This is a genomic window from Bacillus cereus group sp. RP37 (assembly GCF_040459695.1).
Taxonomy (GTDB): domain Bacteria; phylum Bacillota; class Bacilli; order Bacillales; family Bacillaceae_G; genus Bacillus_A.
Genome location: NZ_JARVHP010000001.1, coordinates 3820493 through 3847135 on the forward strand (window position 1 = coordinate 3820493; position 26643 = coordinate 3847135).

The following is a 26643-nucleotide window of genomic DNA, read 5'->3' on the forward strand; positions in this document are numbered from 1 at the left end:
ATCTAGACATTTAAATCATTATTATCAAATCAACTCGTACATGTTTCCCTTTATTTGTCACACACATATCCTATTTTGACCAAGACTATATTGTAAATGAGGTGACAACATGCCAATTACAAATCGATTTTCTACCACCACTAACGGCGCACTCGCTATTACAGGAAACACTTTAGGCTTAAGTAAAATTAGTAATCAAAACCGTGCTGGTACAATCGGTGCAATTGGAGCGTTTATAACTACGAATACCGCTTTACAAGTCACAACTTTTCCTGCTGGTACTACGTTAAACTATACACAAAATAGTTCTACCGCTATTTTAAATATCCCTGCTGGTAGTACTATTCTTTACGCAGAACTTGTTTGGGGCGGAAACTACTTATCTCGTGATCAAAACATTACGAGTGTTTTAGGGAATCCTGTTTCTTTCACAACACCTGTATCAACATACTCGATTACTCCTTCAGCTGTTACAGCTTCAAATCAAACATTCGTTTCTGGATCTGTCACATTTGGATTTTATACACGATCCGCAGATGTAACATCACTCGTGCAAGCTGCTGGATCTGGATCCTATACAACAGGTTCCGTTCCTGGACTTGTAGATCCTTTAGATGCTTCTAACGGGGCTATCAATTCTTCTGGATGGACGCTCATTGTCGCTTATCAAAACGGTTCCTTACCCGCAAGAAATTTAACAATTTACGTAGCTGGTAACCGTGTTTCTGTAGAAACTGGTAGTGCAGATGTATCTGTCTCAGGATTTTTAACACCTGCCGGGGGACCTGTAAGCGGGAGATTGTTTATAAGTTCTACTGAAGGGGATGCTGATTTAACTGGAGATCAAGCATTATTCGGACCAAATTTCAGTTCATTAAATGCTTTATCTGGGCCAAATAATGCTGTAAATAATTTCTTCGGTTCCCAAGTTAATAATGCTGCTGGAAATTTAGATACAACTGGGACATTTGGAACACGAAATCAAAGTGCTTCTACAAGCACAAATATATCCGCCGGCCGGCAAGGTTGGGACATTACTTCCATTGATATTTCTCCTTATTTAACAAACTCACAAGTTTCCGCCGCAATCCGTTTAACAACTAACGGAGATGCCTATATGTTAAATACAGTCGGTTTACAAATCAATATAAATTCACCAAATATACAAGCAACGAAAAACGTGAATAAAAGTGTCGCTGCCATTGGAGATGTTCTCACTTATACCGTTACTATCCCTAATACCGGGCTTCTGCCTGCTAATAACGTTACTTTTACAGACATACTCCCTAACGGCACTTCCTTCATACCTGGAAGCGTGACGATAGATAACGTACCACAAACAAATGCAAATCCTGCCGCTGGTATATCTCTCGGAACAATTAATAATAACTCTTCTCGTACAGTAACTTTCCAAGCAACTGTCGTTTCTCTTCCAAATCAAAACCCTATCTCTAACACTGCTAATATTACCTTTCAATATACACCAATTGCCGGAGGAACAACCTTTAACGGTCTCGCAACAAGCAACTCTGCAGGAACACAAATTAATCTTGCAGATATTAATGGCACAAAATCAGTTAACAAAATCTTTACCGATATTGGCGAAACGTTAACTTACAGTATTGCCTTAGCTAATATAGGAAATATCCCTGCAACTAACGTTATATATACAGATCCAATTCCAAGTGGGACTACTTTCATTCCAGGGAGTGTAACTGTTAACGGAGTTACTCAAGCTGGGGCAAATCCCGCAAATGGGATATCAATTGGATCTATTGCTGCTAATTCTACGACTACTGTTTCATTTCAAGTACTCGTTCCTTCTATCCCGCAAACAAACCCAATATTAAATAGCGGTACAACAACTTATCAATACATTCCTGTACCAAATCAACCAGCAGTAAGTGGGACTGATACGACGAATATTGTCTCTACTCAAGTGAATAATGCTACTGTAACTTTGGCAAAAGCAGTAGATAAAAACTATGCAGATATTGGCGATACACTGACTTACACTGTTGCCTTTACAGCTACAGGTAATACGAATGCGAACAATGTTATTTTTACAGATGTCATTCCTAACGGAACCACTTTTGTCCTTAACAGTTTAACAATAGATGGCACGACACAAGTTGGAGCAAATCCTGCTAATAGTGTGAACATTGGATCTATCCCAACTGGTACAACAAAAAATATTTCATTTCAAGTAGTAGTAAACACAATACCTGCGTCAAATGTCGTATCTAATGGATCCAGCGCTTCTTATCAATATACTGTAAATCCTATCCAATCACCCGTTACAAAAAACATCTCTTCTAATCTTGTTTCCACTCAAATTAACAACGCGAATGTAACAGTAACAAAATCAACAAACAAACAATTTGCCACAATTGGCGAAACGATAAGTTATACAATCCTTATTACAAACAGTGGAAATACAGCTGCAACTAACGTGCAACTAACAGATCCACTTCCAAATGGAACGATATTGACTCCTGGTACTGTAACACTAAACGGCGTTTTGCAAAATGTAGATTCTCTCATTGCCTTACCTATCGGCACAATTCCTGGCGGAGCTACTTTTACCCTTTCTTTCCAAGTAACAGTCATCAATATTACCGCCCAAAATCCTATCATTAATAATGCTTTCGCCTCTTATCAATATACTGTAAATCCAAGTCTGCCACCGACGTCGAAAACAGCAAATTCTAATTCTGTAACATCAACAATTAGACTAGCAAATCTTCATACTAACAAGTCTGTAAATCAAACGTTTGCGGAAGTTGGAGATGTATTAACTTATACCTTTTCTCTTACAAACGATGGAAATGTTGCGGCGAACAATGTAGTACTATCCGATTCAATTGCAAATGGTACTGCCTTTGTACCAAACAGTGTTACGATTAACAGTGTTGCTCAACCAGGTGTTACACCAGCTAGCATCAATATTGGTAGCATCAATGCTAATACTACAATTACAGCTTCATTCCAAGTAGTAATAACTAGCATTCCAAACCCAAATCCTATTTCAAATAGCGCTTCCATCTCCTATAACTTTATCGTTGATCCAAACGCTTCACCTGTAAGTAAGAACACTACTTCAACCACTACATTTACTCAAGTAAACGATGCAAATGTCATTTCGGCAAAAACGGTGGATCGAGAGTTCGCTACCGTTGGAGATATATTAACTTATACCATTCTTTTAACGAATGCAGGAAGTGTTTCTGCTGATAGTCCCACTTTCGTAGATACAAATCCAGATGGCACTACCTTTATTCCAAACACTTTCCTTATTAACGGTTTACTTCAAAATAATGCAGATCCAAATATAGGTGTTCCGTTACCTGCCATTCCTGCTAACGGCTCACTTACCGTCTCTTATCAAGTAACTGTCACCTCTTTACCAGTACAAAATCCAACAATAAATTCATCTAGTACACAATATAGCTTTATTCTAAATCCAGGTGATCCACCAACTATAGAAACATCTTTAAGTAATACTGTAAGTACACAAATTAATTTAGCAAATGTAATTATTTTCAAAAATGTAGACTTAACTATCGCAGATGTTGGGCAACCAATCACATATACAATTGCCTTAGCCAATCCTGGGAATACTCCAGCAAATAATGTAGTTGTTACCGATATACTACCTCCTGGCACAACTCTTGTACCAAATAGTATTTTTATAGGTGGTGCTTTACAGCTAGGTGCGGATCCAAATGTTGGCCTTCAAGTTGGTACGATTCCAGCAGGCGGAATTACAACTATTGTTTTCCAAATTAGTACAAATAGTTTACCTTCACCAAATCCAGCGCAAAACAGTGCTACATTTCAATATAGCTTTATCGCCGATCCAAATTTACCTGCTATTGTTAAAAATGCTACTAGCAATATAGTAATGACACAAATTAACACCGCTAATATTGTTGCTACGAAACTAACAAGTACAAATTCCGCTGATGTTGGCGATATCATAACCTATGCAACAATTTTAACGAATAACGGCAATATCCCTGCCTCTAATGTAACGTTTACAGATAGCATTCCAGCTGGTACCATCTTCCTTCCTAATACTGTAACAATTAACGGTGTCCCTATAGCTAATGCAAATCCTGCTAATGGCATTTTAATTGGTACGATAGGAGCAAATTCATCACGTACTGTTGCATTCCAGGTTTTTGTACCAAGTATCCCTGCTGTAAATCCGATTACAAATCAATCGGGCACAACATTCCAATACACGTACGATCCATCCAAACCTGCTGTAATGCAGATGGTTGCTTCTAACACTGTACAAACAACTATTAATAACGCTACGATTACCTCTAAGAAATCTGCAGATAAACAGTTTGCGAATGTAAATGATATTATTACGTACACGACTACTTTAACGAATAGCGGGAACACACTTGCATCAAATGTAATATTTACAGATGTAATTCCAAACGGGACGTCTTTTATTCCTAATAGTGTTACAGTAAAGGGGAATACACTCCCTAATGTAAATCCAGCAAATGGCATAGCAATTGATCCAATAAACCCCAATGCAAATACGACCATCTCGTTCCAAGTACAAGTAAATTCTATCCCGAATCCAAATCCTATCCCGAACCAAAGCAATACAACGTACCAGTATGTCGTAAATCCTAACTTACCTCCAGCATCCGCCAATACGTTAAGTAACGTAATAACAACTCAAATTAATAATGCTACTATTGTCGCTACGAAGTCTGTGAATACACCGACAGCTGCAATTGGTGATATCGTGACCTATACGATTGCAGTAACAAATACAGGTAATATCCCTGCTAGTGCAACTGTTTTAACGGATGGGCTTGGCGCAGGAGCTTCCTTTATCCAAAACTCCGTAACGATCAATAATGTTCCACAACCAGGATTAGATCCATCACTTGGTGTTCACTTAGCAGATATTTCGCCAGAAGATACTGTATTCATTACTTTTCAAGCACAAATTTTAGCGATACCACCTAGTGGCACATTAACAAATAATGCTCTTGTAAATTATGAATATACCGTGAACCCAAACCAATCACCTGCTGTTAGTAGTACAATTACGAATACGACGGTTACTCCAATTATTGATGCTACTTTAGTTTTAAATAAAAATGCGAGTACAACTTTCGCTACGATTGGTGATACGATTACATTCACTTCATCTGTTACAAACACAGGAAATACTACTGCAAACAACATTGTTTTTACAGATGCAATTCCAAACGGTACTTCCTTTGTCCCAAATAGCTTTAAAATAAATGGTGTAACCGTCCCGAATGCAAATCCACAAAACGGTATCAATATTGGTAACTTGAATGCAAATGCATTGATTACACTCAGTTTTCAAGTAAACATTACAACGCTTCCAAACCCTAATCCAATTCCGAACAAATCATCGCTTCAATATAGCTTTATTGTTGATATAAATGAGCCGCCTGTTTCACGAACAGTTCAATCCAATAAAACTTTTACACAAGTAAATACTGCTTCCGTTATCGCAACAAAAACTGCAAACAGTGCATTTGCTGCTGTTGGAGATACAATTACGTATACAACTACCCTCACGAATAGCGGAAATACTACCGCAAACACACCTGTTTTTATCGATATATTACCACCTGAACTTTCATTCGTTCCTGATAGCGTACAAATTAACTCCATCCCACAACTTGGATTTAGGCCAGATAGCGGGATTTCTTTAGACTCAATTCCAGTTGGAGGAACGACAACAATTAGCTTTCAAGCTATTGTCGGCTCAATTCCAGCTACAAATCCAACATTGAACCAATCTAGCACAACATACTCCATCATTGTCGACCCTACCCAGCCACCGGTGACAGAAACAGCTACAAGTAATCCAACTTTAGTTCAAATTAATGAAGCAATTATTCAAGCAACGAAAAGTGTGGACCGTATCTTTTCTGACGTCGCACCTGGAAATTCATTTTTAACGTATACTGTTTTATTAGAAAATATAGGGAACACAACTGCTACTAATATCATTTTTACAGATCCGATTCCAAATAATACAGTATTTATAGAGGATAGCGTTCGAGTAGGTGGGGCTTTATTACCTGGAGTAAATCCAGCGAACGGGATACCAATTGGAGATATTATTGCAGGAGATTTTATAAACGTTACCTTCCGTGTGCAAGTAGTTAGCATCCCAAATCCTATTTTTACAATCGGACCTGGAGGACCAAACTCACCAGTTGTAAACGGAGCTTCCATTGATTATCAATTTATGACAGGACCGAATTTACCACTCGTTTCAAGAAGTACGACATCCAATCCTGTTTCGACACAAATAAATTCTGGGGAAATTGTGGCAATCAAATCTGTAGATAAAACTTTCGCAACGATTGGCGATACAATTTCTTATACAATTACATTAAGTAACCCTGGAAATGTCACTTCACAAAATATAATTTTTACAGATATTTTACCTGAAGGAACAACATTTATTTCCGGAACTTTGACAAATGATTCTGGTACACAGCAAATTGGAAATCCAGCTAGCGGGATTCAGATTGGAAATATAAATCCAAGTGGAACGGCCGTTATAACTCTCAATGTACTTGTTACAAACATTCCAAGTATAAATCCAATTTCTAATTTTAGTTCTGTACAATTTGCACATGTGGTTGATCCTAGCCAACCTGCCGTATCACAAACGAATGTATCTAATGCTGTTTCGACAACAATTAATAGTGCAATATTAACAACCCAAAAAAGTGCTGATAAATCTATCATTTCCGTCGGTGATACAGTTACGTATACAACTACGATTACGAATACAGGAAATACAACAGCTACGAATATTACCTTCACGAGCGCAATTCCAGCTAGCACTACCTTTATACCAAACTCAGTCACAATAAATGGAGTTCAGCAATTTGGTGCGCAACCAGCACTTGGAGTAACTATACCAAATATCGCTCCTGGTGAAACCGTAACCGTTACTTTCCAAGTAAATGTTCTTTCTGTTCCCCCTTCAAGTTCAATTATGGGTAACGATACAATTTTATATTCTTACACTGTTGATCCAAACGGAACTCCTGTTACAGCTTCTACTTCAACGAATATCGTTACAAACCCGGTACTAGATGCTATGATAACGATGGTAAAATCGGTCGATCAAACACTTGTAACATTAGGTGATACCATTACCTATACGACGCTTTTGACAAATACCGGTAATACAAACGCTACGAATATTACTTTCACTGACCTTATACCAGATGGTACAACGTTTATTACTGATAGCGTTATAATAGATGGCATCACACAAATCGGACTCAACCCTAATACAGGTATAACAATTGGATCAATTGCTCCTAACAAATCAATATCTATAGCATTTCAAGTTACCGCTACTTCTACACCAGTCCAAAATCCTATTGCCAATTCCGCTACTGCTTCTTACACATTTATCGCTGATCCAAATGCACCGATTGTTTCAAGAAATGTTACTTCAAACACAACATTTACTACAATTAATACAGCTACCATTCTTTCATCTAAACAAGTTGATAAAGCATTTAGCCACATCGGAGATACTCTCACTTACACTGTCGCTTTAACAAACAATGGAAACTCATCTGCACAAAATGTTATTTTCACAGATACTATGCCGAACGGAACTACATTTATTGCAAACACATTCTCCATTAATGGAATTCCTCAAAGTGGTGCGAATCCAACAAACGGTGTAAATATTGGGCCTATAACAGCGGGGGCTACAGTAAATGTTTCCTTCCAAGTAAACGTGACCTCATTACCAGCCGAAAACCCAATTGTAAATTTCTCATCGACATCATATCAATTAGTCTCACCGCCTGATGCAGAAACTTCAATTAGCAATCCTGTTTCAACGCAAATTAAAGAAGCCATATTATCTATGACGAAGAATGAAAGTGCATCCTTTGCAGATATCGGGCAAACTGCTTTTTACACTACTTCTATTTCCAATATAGGAAATACGGATGCAGCTAATATAGTATTCACAGATGTATTACCAAGTGGACTCACATTTGTTCCTAACACACTAACTGTCGATGGCGTTTTACAACCGAATGCGAATCCAAATACAGGTGTATTACTTGCAACACTTCCACCAAATGAAATATACAGTATCGTCTTTCAAGTTACGGTTAACAGCATTCCACCTATTAATCCAGCACCGAATACAGCATCAACGACATATGAGTTTATTGTTGATCCTGTTAATCCTCCAGTATCGAGTTCAGCTACTTCCAACACTACGCTTCTTCAAATAAACAACGCAAATATTATAAGTACAAAAACAGCAGATCTTACTTTTGCGGATGTTGGTAATACAATAACATTTACACTTAACCTCCCTAATACCGGGAATGTGACCGCAACTGATGTTACCGTTATCGATATACTTGATAGCAATTTAACTTTTGTTCCAAACAGTTTCACAGTTAATGGGCAAACCATTCCAAACGCTGATTTATCTACTGGTGTAAATATAGGTTCCATTAATGGTGGTACTACGGCAATCGTCACATTCCAAGCAACTGTTACTACACTTCCAACACTGAATCCAATATCTAATTCTACTTCAACCACATATCATTACGTCGTTGATCCTAGCCAGCCACCTATTACAACTTCCAATCAATCTAATACAACGACCACACAAATTAATAGTGCTATCCTTACTGCACAAAAAAATTCAAATGTATCAACGGTAGATATCGGGCAGGATATCATCTACACCGTTACAATTACAAATAGCGGAAATGTTAGTGCAACGAATGTTATTTTTACCGACCTTATTCCAGACGGAACTTCCTTTGAACCGAATAGTTTTACACTTAACGGAATTAGCATCCCAAATGCAAATATAATTACAGGTGTTCCAATTGGTGATATCGCGCCAAACCAATCTGTCATCGTAGCATTTCATATTAATGCCAATGAAATTCCGCCTATAAATCCAATTTCCAACCAAGCTAGCGTTAGCTTCCAACATATCGTTAATCCAGCAAATCCTCCAGTTTCAAAAAATATTACTTCTAACAACGTCACAACAAAAATTGAAAGTGCTATTTTAAACACGATTAAAATCGGAGATAAAGCTTTTGCAACGATCGGTGATACAATTACGTATACAACTACGATTACGAACACAGGAAATATTCCAGCTAACAATGTTGTTTTCTCAGACCCTTTACCGACATGGACACAATTTGTTGCAGGATCAGTTGTTGTTGATGGCACTTCATTATCATCCGCTTCTATTATTGACGGTGTTGGTATAAATACAATCAATCCAAATCAAACTGTAACAATCATATTCCAAGTTCAAATTGTAAGCAATCCAACAACATTCACTCCTGAACTCCAAAACTTAGGATTTGTTAACTTCCAATATAACGTAGGCAATGCATTACAGGCTCAACCTGGCAATGTGGAAACGAACGTCTTCGTTACTTCTATTAACTCAGCAATACTTTCAGCTGTAAAGACTGCTAATACAGCTTTTGCAAATATCGGTGACACGATCACTTATACCATTTTAATTCAAAATAGTGGAAATACAAACGCTACGAATCTAAACTTCTCAGACCTGATTCCAGCAGGAACGACCTTTGTTGAAAATAGTTTTGCTGTAAATGGAAGTACCATTCCAGGTGCAAATCCAAATAACGGAGTTAATATCGGAACCGTTAGCGCGGGTAGTTCCTTAACTGTTACTTTCCAAGTCGTAGTTACATCTACTCCACCTTCAAATCCAATTACAAACGTTGCATCTATTCAATACGCATTTATTGTTGATCCGACTGCTCCTCCTGTTACAGGCACAATAAATTCTAATGGCGCTTCAACACAAATTAATAACGCTACTGTTACAACTGTTTTAGAAGCAAATCGAACAATCGTATCTATCGGAGATGTAATTACGTATACAGCAACATTAACGAATACTGGAAACTTCCCTGCAAACTCTGTATTACTCATTAACGGAGTTCCTGAAGGAGCATTATTTGTTCCAAATAGTGTCACGCTTAATGGGGTTTCACTGCCAGATGCAAGTCCAACTCTCGGTATTCCAGTTGGTATTATCGCACCAGGTGATTCTGCTACTATTACGTTCCAATTTCTTGCAAACTCTATTCCACCCCAAGGAGCAATTATAAATCAAGCACTTACAAGTTACACGTATATTGTTAATCCGAGTCAACCTCCAGTTACAGCAACATCTTCATCTAATACAGTTACTACAGCTGTCGTTGATGCATCATTATCTGTAATTAAAAATACAGATTCTCTCGTACAATCTACTGACGGTACAGTCACTTACACTGTAGTCGTTCAAAATAAGGGGAATACTACGGCAAATACAGTTACTTTAACAGATTTAGTACCAGAAGGAACGGCATTCATTCCGAATAGCGTGACCATTAATACTATTTCAGTTCCAGGTGCTGATCCAAACGTAGGGATACCATTAAACTCTATCGCACCGTTAGAAATTGTCACCGTCACATTCCAAGTTACCGTTCAATCCATTCCAAGCGTGAATCCAATTTCTAATATAGCCCGTATTGACTATACTTTTATCGCCGATCCAACTGCTCCTATCATCTCTCGAACAATTACGTCTAACCCAGCTTTCACACAAATTTCGGATGCGAATATTCTTTCTTTAAAAGCAGTCAATGCACAACAAGCAACAACTGGCGACATTTTAACCTACACAATAACACTAGAAAATACCGGAAATATTCCAGCTACAAATCTCATATTTTCAGATACTATTCCAGAAGGGACTACATTCGTAGAAAATAGTTTTACACTTAACGGAACAGCTATACTTGGTGCCAATCCAAATGTAGGTGTTACTTTGCCTAACCTAGCAGCAAATGCTACTCACCTGATTTCGTTCCAAATTCTTATTAACGCTCCATTCTCGCAAGAATCGATTACAAATCAATCTAATACAACTTATACAATTCAGCCAGATCCAGGGCAACCTCCTATTAATGAAACATCTACAAGTAATATCGTCATTACAAATTTCGTGCAAGCACAATTAATAATTACAAAAACATCCAATCCAATAACTGTGGATATTGGTGGAACTATACTTTATATTTCGGAAGCGAGAAATATAGGCAATGTTGACGCAATAAATATTATTTTCACAGATTCTATTCCAGCTGGGACTACATTCGTTCCCGATAGTGTCACAATTAACGGTGTACTTCAGCCTGGTGTAAATCCTGAAAATGGAATACCAATTGGAACGATTCCACCAAACAGTTCAAAAACAATACTATTTCAAGTACAAACAAATAATCCACCTACTGAAACCGAAATTGTAAATCAATCATCTGTAAATTATCAATATGTAAGTATTCCTACAGCTCCACCAGTGAATCGCTCTGCAAATTCTAATATCGTTACAACATCACTACAAAATGCAAATATTATTTCTGTTAAACAGGCCGATGTTACTTTCGTATCAATCGGGCAAAATATTACGTACACAAATACACTGCAAAATGTAGGAACCGTGCCAGCTAACAATACCGTGTTCATTGACAACATTCCAGAAGGTACTATATTCATTGAAGATAGCTTATCAATAAATAATGTGATTCAGCCTGGTGTGAATCCTGAAAATGGAGTAACTCTCGGCACGATACAACCAGATGAAACAGTCACTATTTCATTCCAAGTACAACTTACAAATATACCAGAGGGCAATACAGTCATTAACATTTCAGGCACTTCATATGAATACCAAATTGACCCTAGTTCTCCTATTATTCAGCGTAGATCGTTATCAAATGCAGTAAACACTGAAGTGCGGACGGCGAATGTTCGTGCAATTAAATCCGCTAACAGATCTATTACACGTATCGGTCAAATCATCACATATACAGTCGCCGTTACAAACGCTGGTACAGTACCTATTACAAATACTCTCCTAATTGACGCAATTGCTGCTGGCACCACATTCATTTCAAATAGCATCCTTGTAGATGGCATACCAAGACCTAATGAAAATCCAATTACCGGTATCAATCTTGGTATTATCCTTCCAAATAATACGATTATTGTTACGTTCCAAGTAAATGTAGTCTCTATACCACCACAAAATAACATTAATAATATCGCCGTCATTCACTATGAGTATCGACCAGACTCAAGCGCACCACCAATTTCAGAAACGACCTCTTCCAATAGTACAAATATACAATTTATTGATGCTATTCTTATTGCTACAAAATCCGCTAATACTGTATTAGCTAATATTGATGAAACCATTGTATATACAGTATTCATTCAAAATAATGGATCGACTACAACTAACTCCATCTTTTTTACAGATACTATAGCGGATGGAACAGTATTTATTCCAGGAAGTGTAATAGTTAATAATACTGTACTTCCTGCAGCAGATCCGAATATCGGCTTTTCCATTCCTAATGTCGCAGCAGGTCAAATGGCTACAATAACATTCCAAGTTTCCGTTACAAATTTACCTGCTGTAAATCCAACACCTAATACTGCAAACATCGTCTACGACTTTATTTTCAATCCTGACTTTGCACCAATTCAAAAATCCACTACTTCCAATACTACTTTCGTTCAAATTAATGATGCTGATGTCGTTTCACTTAAAACTGTTGATTTGACCTCTGTAACGATTGGTGACATTTTAACTTATACAACAACTTTAACGAATACAGGGAATACGAATGCCACTGCTGTTATATTTACAGACAATATTCCTGATGGAACAACCTTTATAGACGGTAGCGTTTTAGTAAATAACATTCCACAGCTTAACGCCAATCCAAGTACCGGTATACTTGTAGGAACGATTGCTCCTAACATTTCTATCCCAGTCAGATTTTCTGTTACCGTCGTAGCTCTTCCAGCTAGCGGCCATGTTCAAAATCAATCAACTTCTCGTTATACGATAAACGGGGAAGAAGAAATATCGACTAGTAACATTACCTTCACTGAAGTTATTTCTGCTAATGTAATTGCGACAAAAACAACACCTATCCAATATGCTGACCTACAAACTATCATCCCTTATACAATTTCCATCATAAATAACGGAAATATACAAGTGGAAAACATTATCGTTACAGATATCATCCCAGCAAATACGAGCTTTATAGAGAATAGCGTTATTGTGAATGGCAACGCTCGTCCAAATGACAACCCACTTAATGGTATACAAATTGATAACATTCCGCCTAATACGACAGCCACTATTCTATTCCAAGTACGGGTTACTTCCATTCCACAAACAAATCCAATCTCTAACACGAGTACAATTCAATATGAATACACAGTACCAGATCAACCACCTATTACCGAAACTATTATTTCATCAGCTGCTGTAACAGAAATTCATCATGCGAATTTGAATAGTAATAAAGCTGTTGACCTTGCATTTGCAACGGTCGGTGATACGTTAACGTATACGATTACACTCAATCAAACTGGTAATGTTGCAGCAAATGATGTAATCATTCAAGATATTATTCCTCAAGGTACTACGTTTATAGAAAATAGCGTCATTGTAAACGGAGAAACTCTTCCGGGAGTGAATCCAGTAAGTGGCATACCAATTGGCACTATAATAGTAGGTGGAAATGCTATCACTTCCTTCCAAGTAACTGTAACTTCTATTCCAACACCAAATGAACTCAACAACGAAGCAATTACTACTTTTAACTATATAGTCAACCCAAATAACTTACCTGTTACAAATACGACTACAACAAATACTGTCACAACAACTGTCCAAAATGATAATGTCGTTGCCACCAAGTCTGTTAATACCACGAATGCATTACCTAGTCAAACTTTAACGTATACAATTACAATTACGAATAGCGGTAATGTAACGATTGAAGATCTTCTTGCCATAGACACTGTACCAGTAGATACAACCTTCGTTACGGGCAGCGTTACGATTAACGGAATTAATCAGCCTAACGCAAATCCTGAAAATGGTATTACGTTAGGAAACCTTGCTCCTAATGAATCTGATATTATTACTTTCCAAGTAACAATATCTCCTTCAACTCTTCAATCTGCAATCAATAACGATGCTTCTGTTTCCTACACTGTTACCATTGATCCGAATGAACCGCCTATTACAATTACAAAGCAAACAAATACCGTTACAACAACAGTAGTTGATCCGATGGTTCGCATTGAAAAGACAGCTGATAAATCTATCGTAACAACAGGAGAGACCATAACTTTCACATTGGAAGTAATAAATCATTCACCAATTCCTACAATCAGTACTTCTGTCCTAGATATCATTCCAGCTGGTACAACATTTATAGAAAACAGCGTAACAATTAACGGTACTCCTGTTCCAAATGTTCGTCCAGACACTGGTATGAATATCGGCGCTTTACCTGCAGATGGAGTAGCAACGATAACATTTGAAGTTCTAGTCACTTCTATTCCTTCAAACAATACAATTGTCAATTCCGCAACAGTTACAGCAGCTTTCCAATTGACACCACAAGAACCGATTATTACTTTCATTGTTAATTCAAACATTGTACGCATACCAGTTCAATTTATAACTGCAACAGTAGTAAAAAACGCTTCCGTCAGCTCAGCTTATTTAAACCAATATTTTGATTATACGGTGCGTATTACGAATACTTCTGATATTTCACTTTCAAACGTTTCTTTACAAGATACCATTCCAGCAGGTTTACAATTTATGAACGATACTGTCTTTATTAACGGTGAACGTTCTCCACTAGCGAATCCAAATATCGGTTTCCTAGTCGCTACTACTTTGGAACCAAACGAAACAATCAGCGTGTTATTCACAGTGCAAGTGATAAGTCCACCTGTTAATAATGAATTTAAAAATACGGCCAATATTTCGTTACAACTTCAAGTCTCGCCTACCGATCCACCAATTACAGTAACCGTTACAAGCAATGAAAACATTGTCGCCTTTATTTCAGACAATCCAGATGAAACACTTCCAAATTTAAATTGCTTCTTTGACGGGGAACGTTTTATACGCGTTACTCCTCGAAATATACGAAATTACTTTTGGGCTTGGATTTGGTGGAGGTAATAAAAAAGAAAAAGCTTGTAGTTTGGATAGTATCCAAACTACAAGCTTTTTTCATAAGCAAAATTATCAATTGCTAGCAGCACTGTATGCTACATGTCGTTTCTCAATTCTCTCTTCAATTTCTTTCATATTTTCTTTATTATTTAATAGTGATTGTTTATTTTCAATTAATAATTGTTTAAAAGATTTTCTCACTTTTTTTCTCATTTTCATTGTCCTCCTTGGGGGATGGTTTATATAAAAGATAAGGAATTATCTGTGTGCCCTTATAATAATTGATTGTTGTGAATTCCATTTGAACTTCATATGAAAATTCCGTTTATTTTCTGACAACTTTGTGAACACACAAAAAGAGATTCTCCTAAAACCATTTTGAAATTGCTTCATTTAATTATACAAATTACCATTTCCATCATCTTATATCGATTTATCTTGTCGAAATATTTAAAGTTTCATTACACATATTCCCACTTACTAAGAAACTGTTTTCCAAAACAAAAAGAAGGTGTCACCAAGTCAAAGTTCGACTTATGCAACATCCCTCTTACAAAACTATTTATAGCATATTGATTAATATTTCAGGTCTTCCCCAATTCATTTCTTCACAAACGAATCTAAGTTTTTCTTCATCCATTGTGTGCAATCCTTCTTCTAGTGAGCATGAAATTGGAACTTCACAGTGAATTTGTGCCAATTGTAATGAAATATCTAAGTTCTCTAAATCACTTTCAATCTTTGTACGCTGCGCTTTCGTTAATGATGATACATTTTCTAGTACAGCTGATACTGTTCCATGCTCTTGAATAAGCTTATACGCTGTCTTTTCACCAATACCTTTTACCCCTGGATAGTTATCACTCGTATCTCCCATGAACGCTTTCGCATGCACGATTTGCCACGGCTCTACGCCTTTTTCTTCCATAATTTTTTCTGGTGTGTAATATTCGTAATTTCCAATTCCTTTGCGCAAGAGCATAACTGTAACGTTCTTATCAACAAGCTGAAGTAAATCCGTGTCACCTGTTAAAATATAAACTTCCGCTTCATTGCAGTATTGTTTTGCAAGCGTACCGATACAATCATCCGCTTCATACCCTTTCATACCGATAACTGGAATGGACAATTTCGCAGTCATTTCTTGTACTAAATCAAATTGCGGAATTAATTCTTCAGGCGGCGCTGCACGATTCGCTTTATAATTTGAGAACGATTCTGTTCTAAATGTCGTACTTCCCATATCCCAGCATGTTACGATGTGTGTTGGTTCAATTGCTTGCATAGCTGTTAATAAATGTTTCATATAACCATGAATCCCGTTTGTAGGGGTACCATCTTGTCGTTTCATAAATTGTCCGTAGACACTTGTTGCGTAAAAAGCACGAAATAATAGTGCCATACCATCAACTAATAATACTTTTTTCATAATTCCTCTCCTACCCAAAAAATAATAACCCCACGTCATCACGTAAGGTTATATAAATAGATTACCATTCTACGTTTTTTCAACTTTGTCTATTATACATTGTTTTTGTATATTTAGCATCATTTACACATTAGGACGTTCTACTACAACAAGTATGAAGAATTCCTGAATACGTATTTTTCCCAGTCGAAACAACTACAGCCTTTGCATTTCCGCCAACAATATACGTCCCTTTGAAACATACATTTTCAAGTTCAAGTGGATTATAGTCTTTCATTCGTTTTAAAGGAATAAATCGTTTACGCTCAAGGTGATAGCAACTTTCAAATTTCTCAATACTTACATCTTTTCCTGTTAGCACAGATTCATTTACTAATAAATCATTCGCGTAAATGATACGTACATCTGCTGGTACTGTATCGCCTTCTGAAAGAAAAATCATATCACCAGGAACAAGTTCTTGTACTGGTAAATTCATCATTTTTAATTCACCGTTTAAACCTGTTACACTTGAACACGCTACTCGAGACACAGTAATTTTCTCACATTGTAATCTATCACGCACATGTTGTTTTGAAAAACCTGGGATCATTCCACTTAGCTTCATCATTACTTCTGCAATACGCGCTCTTTTTGAAGTTAATTCATTTCGGCCGTATACTTGAATGCGTTTTTGTGCCTCTTTCATAGATAATCCGTCTCTTGTTGTTTTAAAATACGCAAATACAGATTTTACATCTCTCGTTGCGATTTCAATTAATAAATCTTTATTTTTTTGAAGCATTGTTTGTTCTTTCATTGATTTTTTACTTAATTTATATGACGTGTTACCCACAGTTTTGTTTGCATATAACATATTATCGTCTCCTCCTGTACAACATAGGAAGAAACGCTTTGTTTCTCAATTTTTCCACTTTACCGCGAAAGTGTCTAGCGCTTAAACGTGCATATAAACGCTACATTACGATAAATATAGAGGGAGGAACAAGTCGTTTCCTGCCTACATCATATATTTTTGATTTGAAGTATATGGGTAACGGAACCGAGTCAGAATTTGACATGCTCCTCACCTCCTCGTTTAATTTTATAGTTTATACTATGAAACTACTCATAGCTTGGTAACAAAAAGACCCTTACTCCGAAAAGAGTAAAGGTCATGACATACACAAATAAACGATTCCTAATACAATTAGAAATCTACGGACCTCTCCCTCGCCGAGTTTTAGCACTGTATAGCATAGGTACATTACCAGCTACGTTAAGAAAAACCTTAATTCGATCATTCCTGTTGACCCATTGGCGTCTCTCGACATTTTTGGGCAGTAGCATTTCTCTATACAGGAGCCTCACCTAACAGAGACTTATTTTTATTATATAGAAAATGTTACTCTTATTTAAAATAGATGTCAACAGTAGCCTACAATTTTTTCGAAAGGTATGGCAAACTAACGTAAAGTTTTTAATAAGTTATACAACCTGCAATTACAATCCCAATGGAAAGCGATAAAAACATAAGGAAAAGACCGACTGCTTGATTATCTTCTTCGAGACTTTTATTTATATTAAAGCGTGGTGTAAGCCACTCAGCTAGATAAAAGACGATAATTTGAGCCAAAATCCCAACTGCTCCCCACGAAACCATATCAAGAAGTGAAATGGAATTAGCTGCTGTCGAATATAAAACAATAGCTAATCCAAGTAATCGTCCTCCAAGCACATAGCTTACCGCCTTATTTCCTTGGGCCATTAACTTAAATTCTTTTACTTTCGTTGTCACTTCCATCAGGAAAAGACCAATACATAAAAGTCCCAATGTTACTGCTAAATATAATAAAAAATTAATCATATACTTTCCTCCTTTTTTATACCTACTGGTAAATAGTACGATTCATTCCCCGTAATTTTTTCCCCCGCGCGAATACCGATACTACTCGCTTTTCCAGCAATTAAAAACGAACCAAACACATACGACAGTTTCTCCATCCCTTTCTCTGTTTCCAAAGATATGACTGGAAGTTCTGTATACTTTTGAAATATCGGTAGTGACGCTTTATACGTTTGGTGTGCATTTTGAAGCATAATATTTTCGTCCTTATCGCGAACGGTAATTGTATCTCCTTCTCTCCCAAATGAAGGTTTTTGAACGAAAAAATCTTTTCCTAAAAATAAATCTGGTTCTAGATATGTAGGTAACATATATTCTTTAATCCACTGTTGTTCCTCATTTGTATAAAAGGCCTCTTCTTCTGCTAACCCCCAAATAAGACACTGGATTGATTTTGGCTGAAGTAAAAATGCTGACAATGGATTTATTATAAAAAGCTTTCCGGCTTTTACAAGTTGCAACAGTTCCACACCTACCAAGTCTCCTGTTTCAGGATCTTGATCCTCAATTAAATCTTCTATCGGATATGTTTGGCGATATAAAACATCAATCTGTACTCCATTCCTATCCACTAAAGCATCTTTTGTAATTCTAAGTTCTGACATTGGCACTACTTTATTTTCAACATGACATAGCTGACTCAAATACATGGTCGTATTCCAATCCTCAATATGTTCATGATGTGCTGTAAAAACAACATTTGGGTTGTCTATTCCCTTGGTCGCTTCCATTATGGCTTTTGTAATACCAGAAGATAGTAATCGCTCTTGATCCGAGTTTGGATCATCATAGCCTAGTTTCTCGCAAACTTTTCCATTCATTTGAAAACATTCCATAATAAAAGTTGGTGTATCACTATTAAACTCGAGCATTTTAATTTGGTTATCACCTGTTAAAACGAAATCAAACCGCGAAATAACAGATTCAGGATATAACCCTTTCATTCTAATGAACGATAAGCTCGCAGGAGGAAACCCAAGTTCAAGAAGCTGTTCGTTACTTAAATTACGCAAAAGTCTAGCAGTCTTGAAAAATATTTTCCCCATTCGTTCAGTTGCTAATTGTAATTGTTTCATAGTCTGATTTGTTATAGAGAAAATATGAAACAAACTATACTCAGATTCATATAGATCCGACCAAAAATTCGGATATTTCGAATAAAACTCTTTTCGATCCCTTATGTACTGCGACATATTTTAGCCCCCAAATCCTCCCTTTGAACCGCTTCCAATTCCACCTTTAAATTCCGCAGACGATTGATACGATTTAAACGCCGATGAATTTTTAAAAGTGGATTTATTTTGATAGTAACTCCCACCATAAAAGTAATGCCCACGATAACCTGAACTACTATCATCACACTGCCATACCCCAAGTTCATCATCCCAATCCCAATCTGAACAACTATTATCATTCGGTTTTGGGGGAAGATCTTGTGCGCAGCCAAATAAGGTGCCGGTCATTAAAGACGTTACGACACCGCCTACTAGCCATTTCGTTTTTGTCACCTTCGCACTCCCCTTTTTAAATTCTATTCCTATTATATAAGATGGCATGATAAAGTAGAAGAAAAAGGAAGAAGAGGGATAAAATGCGCTTAGAATATCGACTTAATGATGAAACAAAAGGGTATCCTGCTTTATGGAACTACGCAAATATTTCTAATTCTGAAATCATCGCACGCATGACTTGTGAATATTTTATAAAAGATAAAAATACATATGTTGTTACCGCAACTTCAGTAGATCCAGACGGAACAGCAGTTATATATATTCAACAAGAAACTTTTTCTAACGATCCTTCAGATCCTACTTACTTCCACATCGGTTTTGAAATTAGAGAGCTAAAGGATACGAGTTCAAACTTGATTGAAAGTAAAGATGTATGGAACTATGAAGAAATTTTACCATCTCTTCATTCCGATATCATATTTATTCAGCGCGACGGCATGTATATGGAGTTCACTTTAGATTCAAGAGAGATTGATGAAGACAGAAAGTGCTATATTTATTATGGAAACTTCACAGGTGAATCAAGATAACATGGATAAATGTATACAACAAAAAAACCTTACGTATAAAACGTAAGGTTTTTATTTAGCCCCACATATGCCGTTCTCTCTAGATGTCCATAAACCTGCTCTCACAGGTGGATGCTCTCACAAATGTTTGTAACTTCCTTCTTAAAAAGATGGCATGTTAGCTACATTTAAATATTGAACTTCCATATTAAACTTATTGGTTTAAGACATGCATAAGCTACGTACACCGTAGGAATTTTATATAATGTTAGTTGAAATAAGACCCCCGCACGTGCCGCTCCTCGTAAATGTCCAAAAACCCGCTACTCGCAGGTGGATGCCCTCACAGTTACCGTACATCTTCCTCCACAAGGAAGGCTTGATGATGGTCGCTAAATATTGAGCTTCCGTATAACTAACATCGGTTTTAGACATAAATAAGTTACGTACACCGCAGGATGTATTATTTACTTGTCGTTATATTATCACATTGTTTCCAATGTGTAAAATACAAAGTTTTTCGAGCAATTTCTTGCTTGTGACCTTATTTTAATACAAATTATTTTTGCATGCAAGTGATTAATCTTCTTCTTTTGCAATTTGATTTTCTGGATAAGAAATCCAATCACTCCAGCTACCTGCATACAATTTAACATTTTGGAATCCAGCTAATTTCAATGCAAGAATGTTTGGACATGCTGTAACGCCAGAACCACAATATACAATTGTTTCCTTATCTTTCGAAAGATTTTGGAATCGTTCTTGTTGCTGTGCTTCATTCTTAAATTGTCCTGATTGGACAATTCCATCCTTCCAAAAATAGTTTACTGCTGTCGGAATATGCCCTGCTTTTGGATCAACTAGTTCCTCTACACCAGCATAACGTTTTGGCTCTCTAGAATCAATTAACGTCACATCTGCACCTGCATGAATATTCTCTCTGACCGTTTCCATCGTTACAAGCATACGATCTTGTATATTGGCTTTGAATGTTTTTCGTATAACAACAGGCATTTCCGTTGTTACCGGTAGTCCATTCTCTTTCCAAGCTGGAAATCCGCCATCTAATATATATACTTTCTCATGTCCTACATAGTTTAATAACCACCAGAGACGAGAAGCATTTGCACCCGCTTGACTGTCATATGCAATTACTGTCGTATGTTCATCAATACCAGCTTGCGAAAGCTTGTCTGCAAACTCCTCAATATTCGGCAATGGATGGCGACCACCATGTTCTGTTACAGGACTTGATAAATCTACATTCAAATCAAAATATAACGCATGGAGAATATGTTCTTCCTCATACTTTTCTCTACCCCAATTAGGATTCGCTAAATCAAAACGACAATCGATTATACGGACGTTCTCATCTTCTATATGCTCACGTAACCATTCGACTGTAACTATCATCTTTAACGACCTTCTTTCTCTTGCAAACGACTTACATACTCCATAACCATTTCTTCTGTAACATATTTACGCTGTAGTGTAACACCATTTTTTGCAAGAGCATTAATTTGCTTTGTTACAACATTAATGACATCAACCGAAAATTCTTTCCCATTTGACGCAAGAGATACGGCTGCTTCAATAGCTGCTTCACGCTGCGCATCTAATTGTAAACATGCTTTTACACTTTCATTTTGTTTACGAGAATGTGCTGTAATTGCTTTATGTACTTCCATCTTCTCTTCCCCCTAAATAAGTTATACGTTCTGAGTCAATTCCATTGCAAGCCGAATCATATCACGGCATACAATCCCATTTTCAATAATCTCTTCTTCATAATGCTTCGAAAAGTAATCAAAATCAATAGAAAAAATACGAAATCCACATTTTTGGTATAAAGCAAGTTGTGAAACACTAGAATTGCCTGTACCAACTTCAAGTTTTGACATACCATATCCTTTAGCAGTTTCTATGGCATGACTTACTAGCTTCTTCCCAATCCCTTTTCCTTGCAAATGCTCTACAACCGCAATATTCATAATTTCCATCGTCTTCGGCCTTGTTTCCAAAAGAACATATGCACCGATAACACTCTCCTCTTGCTTAGCTACATATGTTAACCCTCTTTGTACATATGCATCAATTTGCTGCTCACTTGGATCAGCAAGCAGCAATAAAGATTTCGGTATAGCTTCTTTCGAAATAGGTTCTATTACAACAGACATAAAAAATTCCCCCTTCTCTATTGTTCTAAACCCTCCTTGTCTACCATAAATAATAAAAAGGAGGGATTCACCATGGACAACAATGAGAAAAAGTGCAACGTCATCTCTATTGATGGAAAGAAGAAAAAAAGCGACACGTATTCCTATCCAAAATTAGTAGTAGAAAACAAAACATATGAATTTTCTTCATTCGTCTTATGCGGTGAAACACCAGACGGCAGACGACTTGTTCTTACTCATATGATTTCTACTGATGAATTTGCAGGGTTTGTAAAATCTTTAGATACAGTACTGCAAAAGAAAATCGAACGAATCTTTTTCTCATAATGATTATATAACATAAATTTCTCTTTCAATCTCTACTAACTGCTTTTGCAATTGTTCTTTACTTTGTTCATATAGTGATACATCGATTGTTTCAGCCAATGCAAATAATATACTTTCATAATAGTTCATCACATCTTGCTGCATCACTTTTTGGAATAAGTTCCATTTCATATCCCACTCTTGCTTATAATGATGAACAAATAAATCTTTTTCATCAGCTACATAATTTGATACAAGCGGTTCTAATACCGCTTTAGCATCTTCTTGCATGAAAGCTTTATCATTTTTTTCAAAAAAGCTTTTTTCATTTTTAAAATGTGCTAGTGCTTTTTTAAAATCTTTTACTTCAACTGACGGGAACGGTTCTTTATGTGTAATATCTTTATATTCATAATCCACTGTTCCACTCATAGAAATTGATTTATTCTCTGCTTTACAGTTCAATACAACTTCATTCTTTGCACGCTTCATCGCTTCATCTATCCATTTTTCAAGACGTAATGATGTCGCACGCATTTCTTGTAATAAATCATGCTGAATAAATGCTACTAATTCCATAACGCATTGTTGCAACTGCACTTTCACATTTCCATCCGTTCGAAGTGACGCTGGATTAATAAATTCAGTAAACACATCGTTATAGCGTAGGAATAGACGCTGGTGCACGTAATAAAGCAATTCTTTCACTTCATTTTGCATTGCCTGCTCTTCGGCAAGCACACTATATGATGAAATAATATGAAGTAGCTGATCACGCTCTGCTTCATATTTTTTTGTTTGCTTCTCTTTCTCTTCATTCCCCTGCTTTGCACCATTTATCATATTTACTAAAAGCTGACCTGCTCCTTGTAATGCACCATATAAAGCATGCACAGATACAAGCATCAAATCTCTCATCATAAAGGATGTAAATGATTCCTCAAACTTAGCAATCCCAGAGTTTTGTAAAATACCATATTTCTCTTTTTCAATATTCTTTCCTTGTTTCTCTTCAAGCGCACATAAACTTGAAATTGCAAATAAACGCGGATTTCTAATACCGTATTGCAGTAGCTGGTCTGCGATATAACCTTTTACCATTTCAAGTTCTTCTTCAGACTCTGCTAAATCGGCTGCATTAATTAAGAAGAACATTTTATCAAGAGCAAAGGTATCCTTTACACGACCAAGCTGAATTAAAAATTCACGGTCAGCACGAGAGAACACATGATTATAATACGTTACAAATAAAATAGCATCTGCGTTTTTAATATACTGGAATGCAACGTCCGTATGGCGGGCGTTAATAGAATCCGCTCCAGGTGTGTCTACAAGCGCTACTCCTTGCCTTGTTAAAGCACAATCATAATAAAGCTCCATGTACTCAACAAAACACGATTTTTCTTCATTCGCTACATAATCAGAAAACTCTTCTAATGTAACTTGTACTTGCTCCCCTAAATGAGCAGAAACCATATCATACCCTTTTTGTACCGCTCGTAAAAAGCTAAATGTTGTTTTTTGCTTCCCAGTTGGTGAAGGATATTTCATAACTTTATCAATTTGTGCTAACGCCTCATCTAACGTAGTAACCTCATAATGAAACAGCTTATAAACAGCTTTCATATCTTCTAATAGAGCTTGCTTTGATTTGAATTGAACCATTACTGTTCCGTGTGGTTTTTCCTCTGTAACCGGCAAAATTTGATTAATCGTTGCCGTTGTCGGATTTGGTGATACAGGAAGTACCTTCTCACCAAGCAATGCATTGGCAAATGATGATTTCCCAGCACTAAAAGCTCCGAATAACGCTACTGTAAATTGTTTCGTTTCCACACGACGCCTTTTTTCTATTACCTCTTGCTGTACATGTTTCAGCGCTGGCAATGGCTCTAATATCGTTTCAGCTTTCTTCACTTTCTCTAATATACGCTGAATATTTAAAGCTGCCGTTCCTTTTATCTCTTCTTCATGAGCCGCTACGTTATCATTTACAATTTCCTGCTCTTGTAGTGTGAATTTCTCACTAACAATTTGTTTTTTACTTTGCAATATCTCCTCTATTTGCAATCCTTCTGGTGTAGCAATACGCTCATGCCAAACATTTTGCAAATAACTTTCATATGTCTCCAAATTGTTACTGTATTGCAATTTCGTTTCTTTTGCCGTTTGCAACATCGTATATTTTTCTATCTCTTCTTCAATACGGGCAACTTCTTCCTTCACCTTTTGCTTTAAAACGACTGCACTTTTATCAAAAATTTGCTGTGCTTTTGCAAAATAACGTTTCTTCAGTTCATTCGCTACATCCACTGTATAAAGAAGTAAGTAATCACCTGTGAAACCTGCACCTTGTTTAATGACTTCGGCTAACATTTCTGGTCCAAAAGCAATTTCTAATGCATATATGTCTTTCCCAATTTCCTCTGTAAACAATCCTTCTTCTTTTAAGAAGGCAACAATAAATTCTTTCACATGAAAATCAAGTTGTGTTTCAACAGTCTTTTGCAAGGCAGAATAAAAAGCATCTAAACGTCTCTGTTTTTCTTGCTCCGTCTTTCCTTTCGCAAATAGCAAACCGACCTTAAATTTTGTTAATTTCGTTTCTAAATACGCATTTGCCAATTCTCTCATTTCAAATGGCATTAAATACGCGTTATCTAATATAGCTTGTAAGCCCTTTATAAATTCGTTTCTCACATGAGATTCTTTACTAGTCTCGCGATGTTTCGTTTCCGTTAGCTCTTCTTTCTTTTCAACTATCTCTGAAATGGAAAGCGGTGATGCTAACTCTTCCTCATATTTCAAAAGAGCTTTTTCATTTTCAGAAAGAATAAACGAGAAATGTTCCCCCATTAAATATTCTGTTTCTCTCTCCATTCCATCTCTTACATACTGCTCTTTTTCTTTCATAATAGAAGTAATTAATGTTTCTAAGCTTCCAATTTCATTATGTGTATGGTTCATCATTCGTAATGAAGTATAATACACTCCATCTACTTCAATATCCCAGTTAGAGAACGATTGTTTTACACTATCTTTATAATCCTCAAACGATAATTCATTTTCTTTATGTTTATCTATTTGATTTACAACGAGATAAACCGTTTTATTACGTTGTTTCAATTCTTTAACAAATTGTAAATTCACTTCCGATTGGACGTGATTATAATCCATCATATAAAAAATTACGTCTGCTAGATGCAGCGTTGATTCTGTCGCTAGTTGATGGGCATCATCTGTTGAATCAATCCCTGGTGTATCAACTAACATAACACCCTCAGGAATTGGCGCATCATTCCGATAAATGTGAACACCAATTACCTCATCACCGTCTTTACAAATTTGTTTTAATTCTTCAGCTGAATATGCACCGTCATACTCGTACTGTTCTCCAGATTTAACCGTTACAACAACACGATCTATCCCTTTTTCAATTTTGACAACGTTAGCGCTTGTCGGAATTGGACTTGTTGGTAACAACTGCGCTTTATATAGATGATTCATCATCGTTGATTTCCCTGCAGAGAAGTGACCGCAGAACGCAATCATAAGCTGCTCTTGCTTATATTTTTGAATCACCTCAAACAACTTTAAACTATTCTCTGCATCGCCGTGTTTTTGCCACTCTTCATAAAAACAAACAAGTTTTTTCATACCGTTTGTCTGTACTATGTTTGTCATCCCCTT

General features: G+C 36.6%; 13 protein-coding genes, 2 other RNA genes and 1 riboswitch. Of the genes, 3 read left to right on the forward strand and 12 right to left on the reverse strand.

Annotated elements, in window-relative coordinates; all coding sequences use genetic code 11:
- Positions 1-109 precede the first annotated feature (109 nt).
- On the forward strand, positions 110-15142 hold the full coding sequence (locus tag QCI44_RS20170; protein ID WP_353811419.1) for a DUF7507 domain-containing protein: 15033 nt from the start codon (positions 110-112) through the stop codon (positions 15140-15142).
- Between the two features lie 66 nt (positions 15143-15208).
- Here the strand turns inward: QCI44_RS20170 and QCI44_RS20175 are convergent, their stop codons facing one another.
- The 6 genes from QCI44_RS20175 to QCI44_RS20200 all read right to left on the reverse strand — a co-directional run bounded on the left by QCI44_RS20175 (position 15209) and on the right by QCI44_RS20200 (position 19958).
- Positions 15209-15349, reverse strand: coding sequence for an FbpB family small basic protein (locus QCI44_RS20175; RefSeq protein WP_016088576.1), 141 nt, complete (start codon positions 15347-15349; stop codon positions 15209-15211).
- 349 nt (positions 15350-15698) lie between these two features.
- On the reverse strand, positions 15699-16565 hold the full coding sequence (locus QCI44_RS20180) for a 5'-3' exonuclease (RefSeq protein WP_016088577.1): 867 nt from the start codon (positions 16563-16565) through the stop codon (positions 15699-15701).
- Positions 16566-16695: 130 nt separating this feature from the next.
- Positions 16696-17421: a P-type ATPase actuator domain-containing protein gene (locus QCI44_RS20185; RefSeq protein ID WP_098560734.1), complete on the reverse strand. Its 726-nt coding sequence runs from the start codon at positions 17419-17421 to the stop codon at positions 16696-16698.
- Between the two features lie 343 nt (positions 17422-17764).
- A riboswitch (M-box (ykoK) riboswitch) is annotated at positions 17765-17930 on the reverse strand.
- A gap of 94 nt (positions 17931-18024) precedes the next feature.
- A complete protein-coding gene (locus QCI44_RS20190; RefSeq protein ID WP_000606860.1) occupies positions 18025-18411 on the reverse strand; it encodes a DUF350 domain-containing protein in 387 nt (128 codons plus the stop codon).
- Positions 18408-19643 (reverse strand): glutathionylspermidine synthase family protein, encoded by a 1236-nt coding sequence (locus QCI44_RS20195; protein ID WP_016134034.1) that lies wholly within the window; start codon positions 19641-19643, stop codon positions 18408-18410. The genes QCI44_RS20190 and QCI44_RS20195 overlap by 4 nt, the downstream gene beginning before the upstream one ends.
- Before the next feature lie 3 nt (positions 19644-19646).
- Positions 19647-19958, reverse strand: coding sequence for a hypothetical protein (locus tag QCI44_RS20200; RefSeq protein WP_000169032.1), 312 nt, complete (start codon positions 19956-19958; stop codon positions 19647-19649).
- An 83-nt stretch (positions 19959-20041) separates the two neighbouring features.
- Here QCI44_RS20200 and QCI44_RS20205 point away from each other — a divergent pair, with 83 nt between their 5' ends.
- Positions 20042-20491: a hypothetical protein gene (locus tag QCI44_RS20205; RefSeq protein ID WP_016088581.1), complete on the forward strand. Its 450-nt coding sequence runs from the start codon at positions 20042-20044 to the stop codon at positions 20489-20491.
- A gap of 54 nt (positions 20492-20545) precedes the next feature.
- Here the strand turns inward: QCI44_RS20205 and ssrS (QCI44_RS20210) are convergent.
- The 5 genes from ssrS (QCI44_RS20210) to QCI44_RS20230 all read right to left on the reverse strand — a co-directional run bounded on the left by ssrS (QCI44_RS20210) (position 20546) and on the right by QCI44_RS20230 (position 22647).
- Positions 20546-20729, reverse strand: a non-coding RNA gene (gene ssrS, locus QCI44_RS20210) — 6S RNA.
- 21 nt (positions 20730-20750) lie between these two features.
- Positions 20751-20933, reverse strand: a non-coding RNA gene (gene ssrS, locus QCI44_RS20215) — 6S RNA.
- A 116-nt stretch (positions 20934-21049) separates the two neighbouring features.
- Positions 21050-21883 carry a sulfurtransferase gene (locus tag QCI44_RS20220; protein ID WP_353811421.1) on the reverse strand — a complete coding sequence of 278 codons (834 nt, stop codon included), beginning with the start codon at positions 21881-21883 and terminating at the stop codon, positions 21050-21052.
- 2 nt (positions 21884-21885) lie between these two features.
- Positions 21886-22158, reverse strand: a complete 273-nt coding sequence (locus tag QCI44_RS20225; RefSeq protein WP_016088583.1) for a YpbS family protein — start codon at positions 22156-22158, stop codon at positions 21886-21888.
- Between the two features lie 21 nt (positions 22159-22179).
- Complete coding sequence (locus QCI44_RS20230) at positions 22180-22647, reverse strand: GNAT family N-acetyltransferase (protein ID WP_016088584.1); 468 nt, start codon at positions 22645-22647, stop codon at positions 22180-22182.
- Between the two features lie 72 nt (positions 22648-22719).
- On the opposite strand from QCI44_RS20230, the gene QCI44_RS20235 reads away from it, so the two are divergent.
- Entirely contained in the window at positions 22720-22974 is a 255-nt protein-coding gene (locus QCI44_RS20235) for a DUF3931 domain-containing protein (RefSeq protein ID WP_000369740.1), read from the forward strand.
- Between the two features lie 3 nt (positions 22975-22977).
- Here QCI44_RS20235 and QCI44_RS20240 read toward each other — a convergent pair whose 3' ends face one another.
- Positions 22978-26637, reverse strand: a complete 3660-nt coding sequence (locus tag QCI44_RS20240) for a dynamin family protein (RefSeq protein ID WP_353811422.1) — start codon at positions 26635-26637, stop codon at positions 22978-22980.
- Positions 26638-26643: the final 6 nt, after the last annotated feature.

What these genes read in the sequence shown, in the direction of transcription:
- QCI44_RS20170 (WP_353811419.1), top strand. Translation starts at nt 110, where the DNA reads ATGCCAATTACAAATCGATTTTCTACCACCACTAACGGCGCACTCGCT.
- QCI44_RS20175 (WP_016088576.1), bottom strand. Translation starts at nt 15,349, where the DNA reads ATGAGAAAAAAAGTGAGAAAATCTTTTAAACAATTATTAATTGAAAAT.
- QCI44_RS20180 (WP_016088577.1), bottom strand. Translation starts at nt 16,565, where the DNA reads ATGAAAAAAGTATTATTAGTTGATGGTATGGCACTATTATTTCGTGCT.
- QCI44_RS20185 (WP_098560734.1), bottom strand. Translation starts at nt 17,421, where the DNA reads ATGTTATATGCAAACAAAACTGTGGGTAACACGTCATATAAATTAAGT.
- QCI44_RS20190 (WP_000606860.1), bottom strand. Translation starts at nt 18,411, where the DNA reads ATGATTAATTTTTTATTATATTTAGCAGTAACATTGGGACTTTTATGT.
- QCI44_RS20195 (WP_016134034.1), bottom strand. Translation starts at nt 19,643, where the DNA reads ATGTCGCAGTACATAAGGGATCGAAAAGAGTTTTATTCGAAATATCCG.
- QCI44_RS20205 (WP_016088581.1), top strand. Translation starts at nt 20,042, where the DNA reads ATGCGCTTAGAATATCGACTTAATGATGAAACAAAAGGGTATCCTGCT.
- QCI44_RS20220 (WP_353811421.1), bottom strand. Translation starts at nt 21,883, where the DNA reads ATGATAGTTACAGTCGAATGGTTACGTGAGCATATAGAAGATGAGAAC.
- QCI44_RS20225 (WP_016088583.1), bottom strand. Translation starts at nt 22,158, where the DNA reads ATGGAAGTACATAAAGCAATTACAGCACATTCTCGTAAACAAAATGAA.
- QCI44_RS20230 (WP_016088584.1), bottom strand. Translation starts at nt 22,647, where the DNA reads ATGTCTGTTGTAATAGAACCTATTTCGAAAGAAGCTATACCGAAATCT.
- QCI44_RS20235 (WP_000369740.1), top strand. Translation starts at nt 22,720, where the DNA reads ATGGACAACAATGAGAAAAAGTGCAACGTCATCTCTATTGATGGAAAG.
- QCI44_RS20240 (WP_353811422.1), bottom strand. Translation starts at nt 26,637, where the DNA reads ATGACAAACATAGTACAGACAAACGGTATGAAAAAACTTGTTTGTTTT.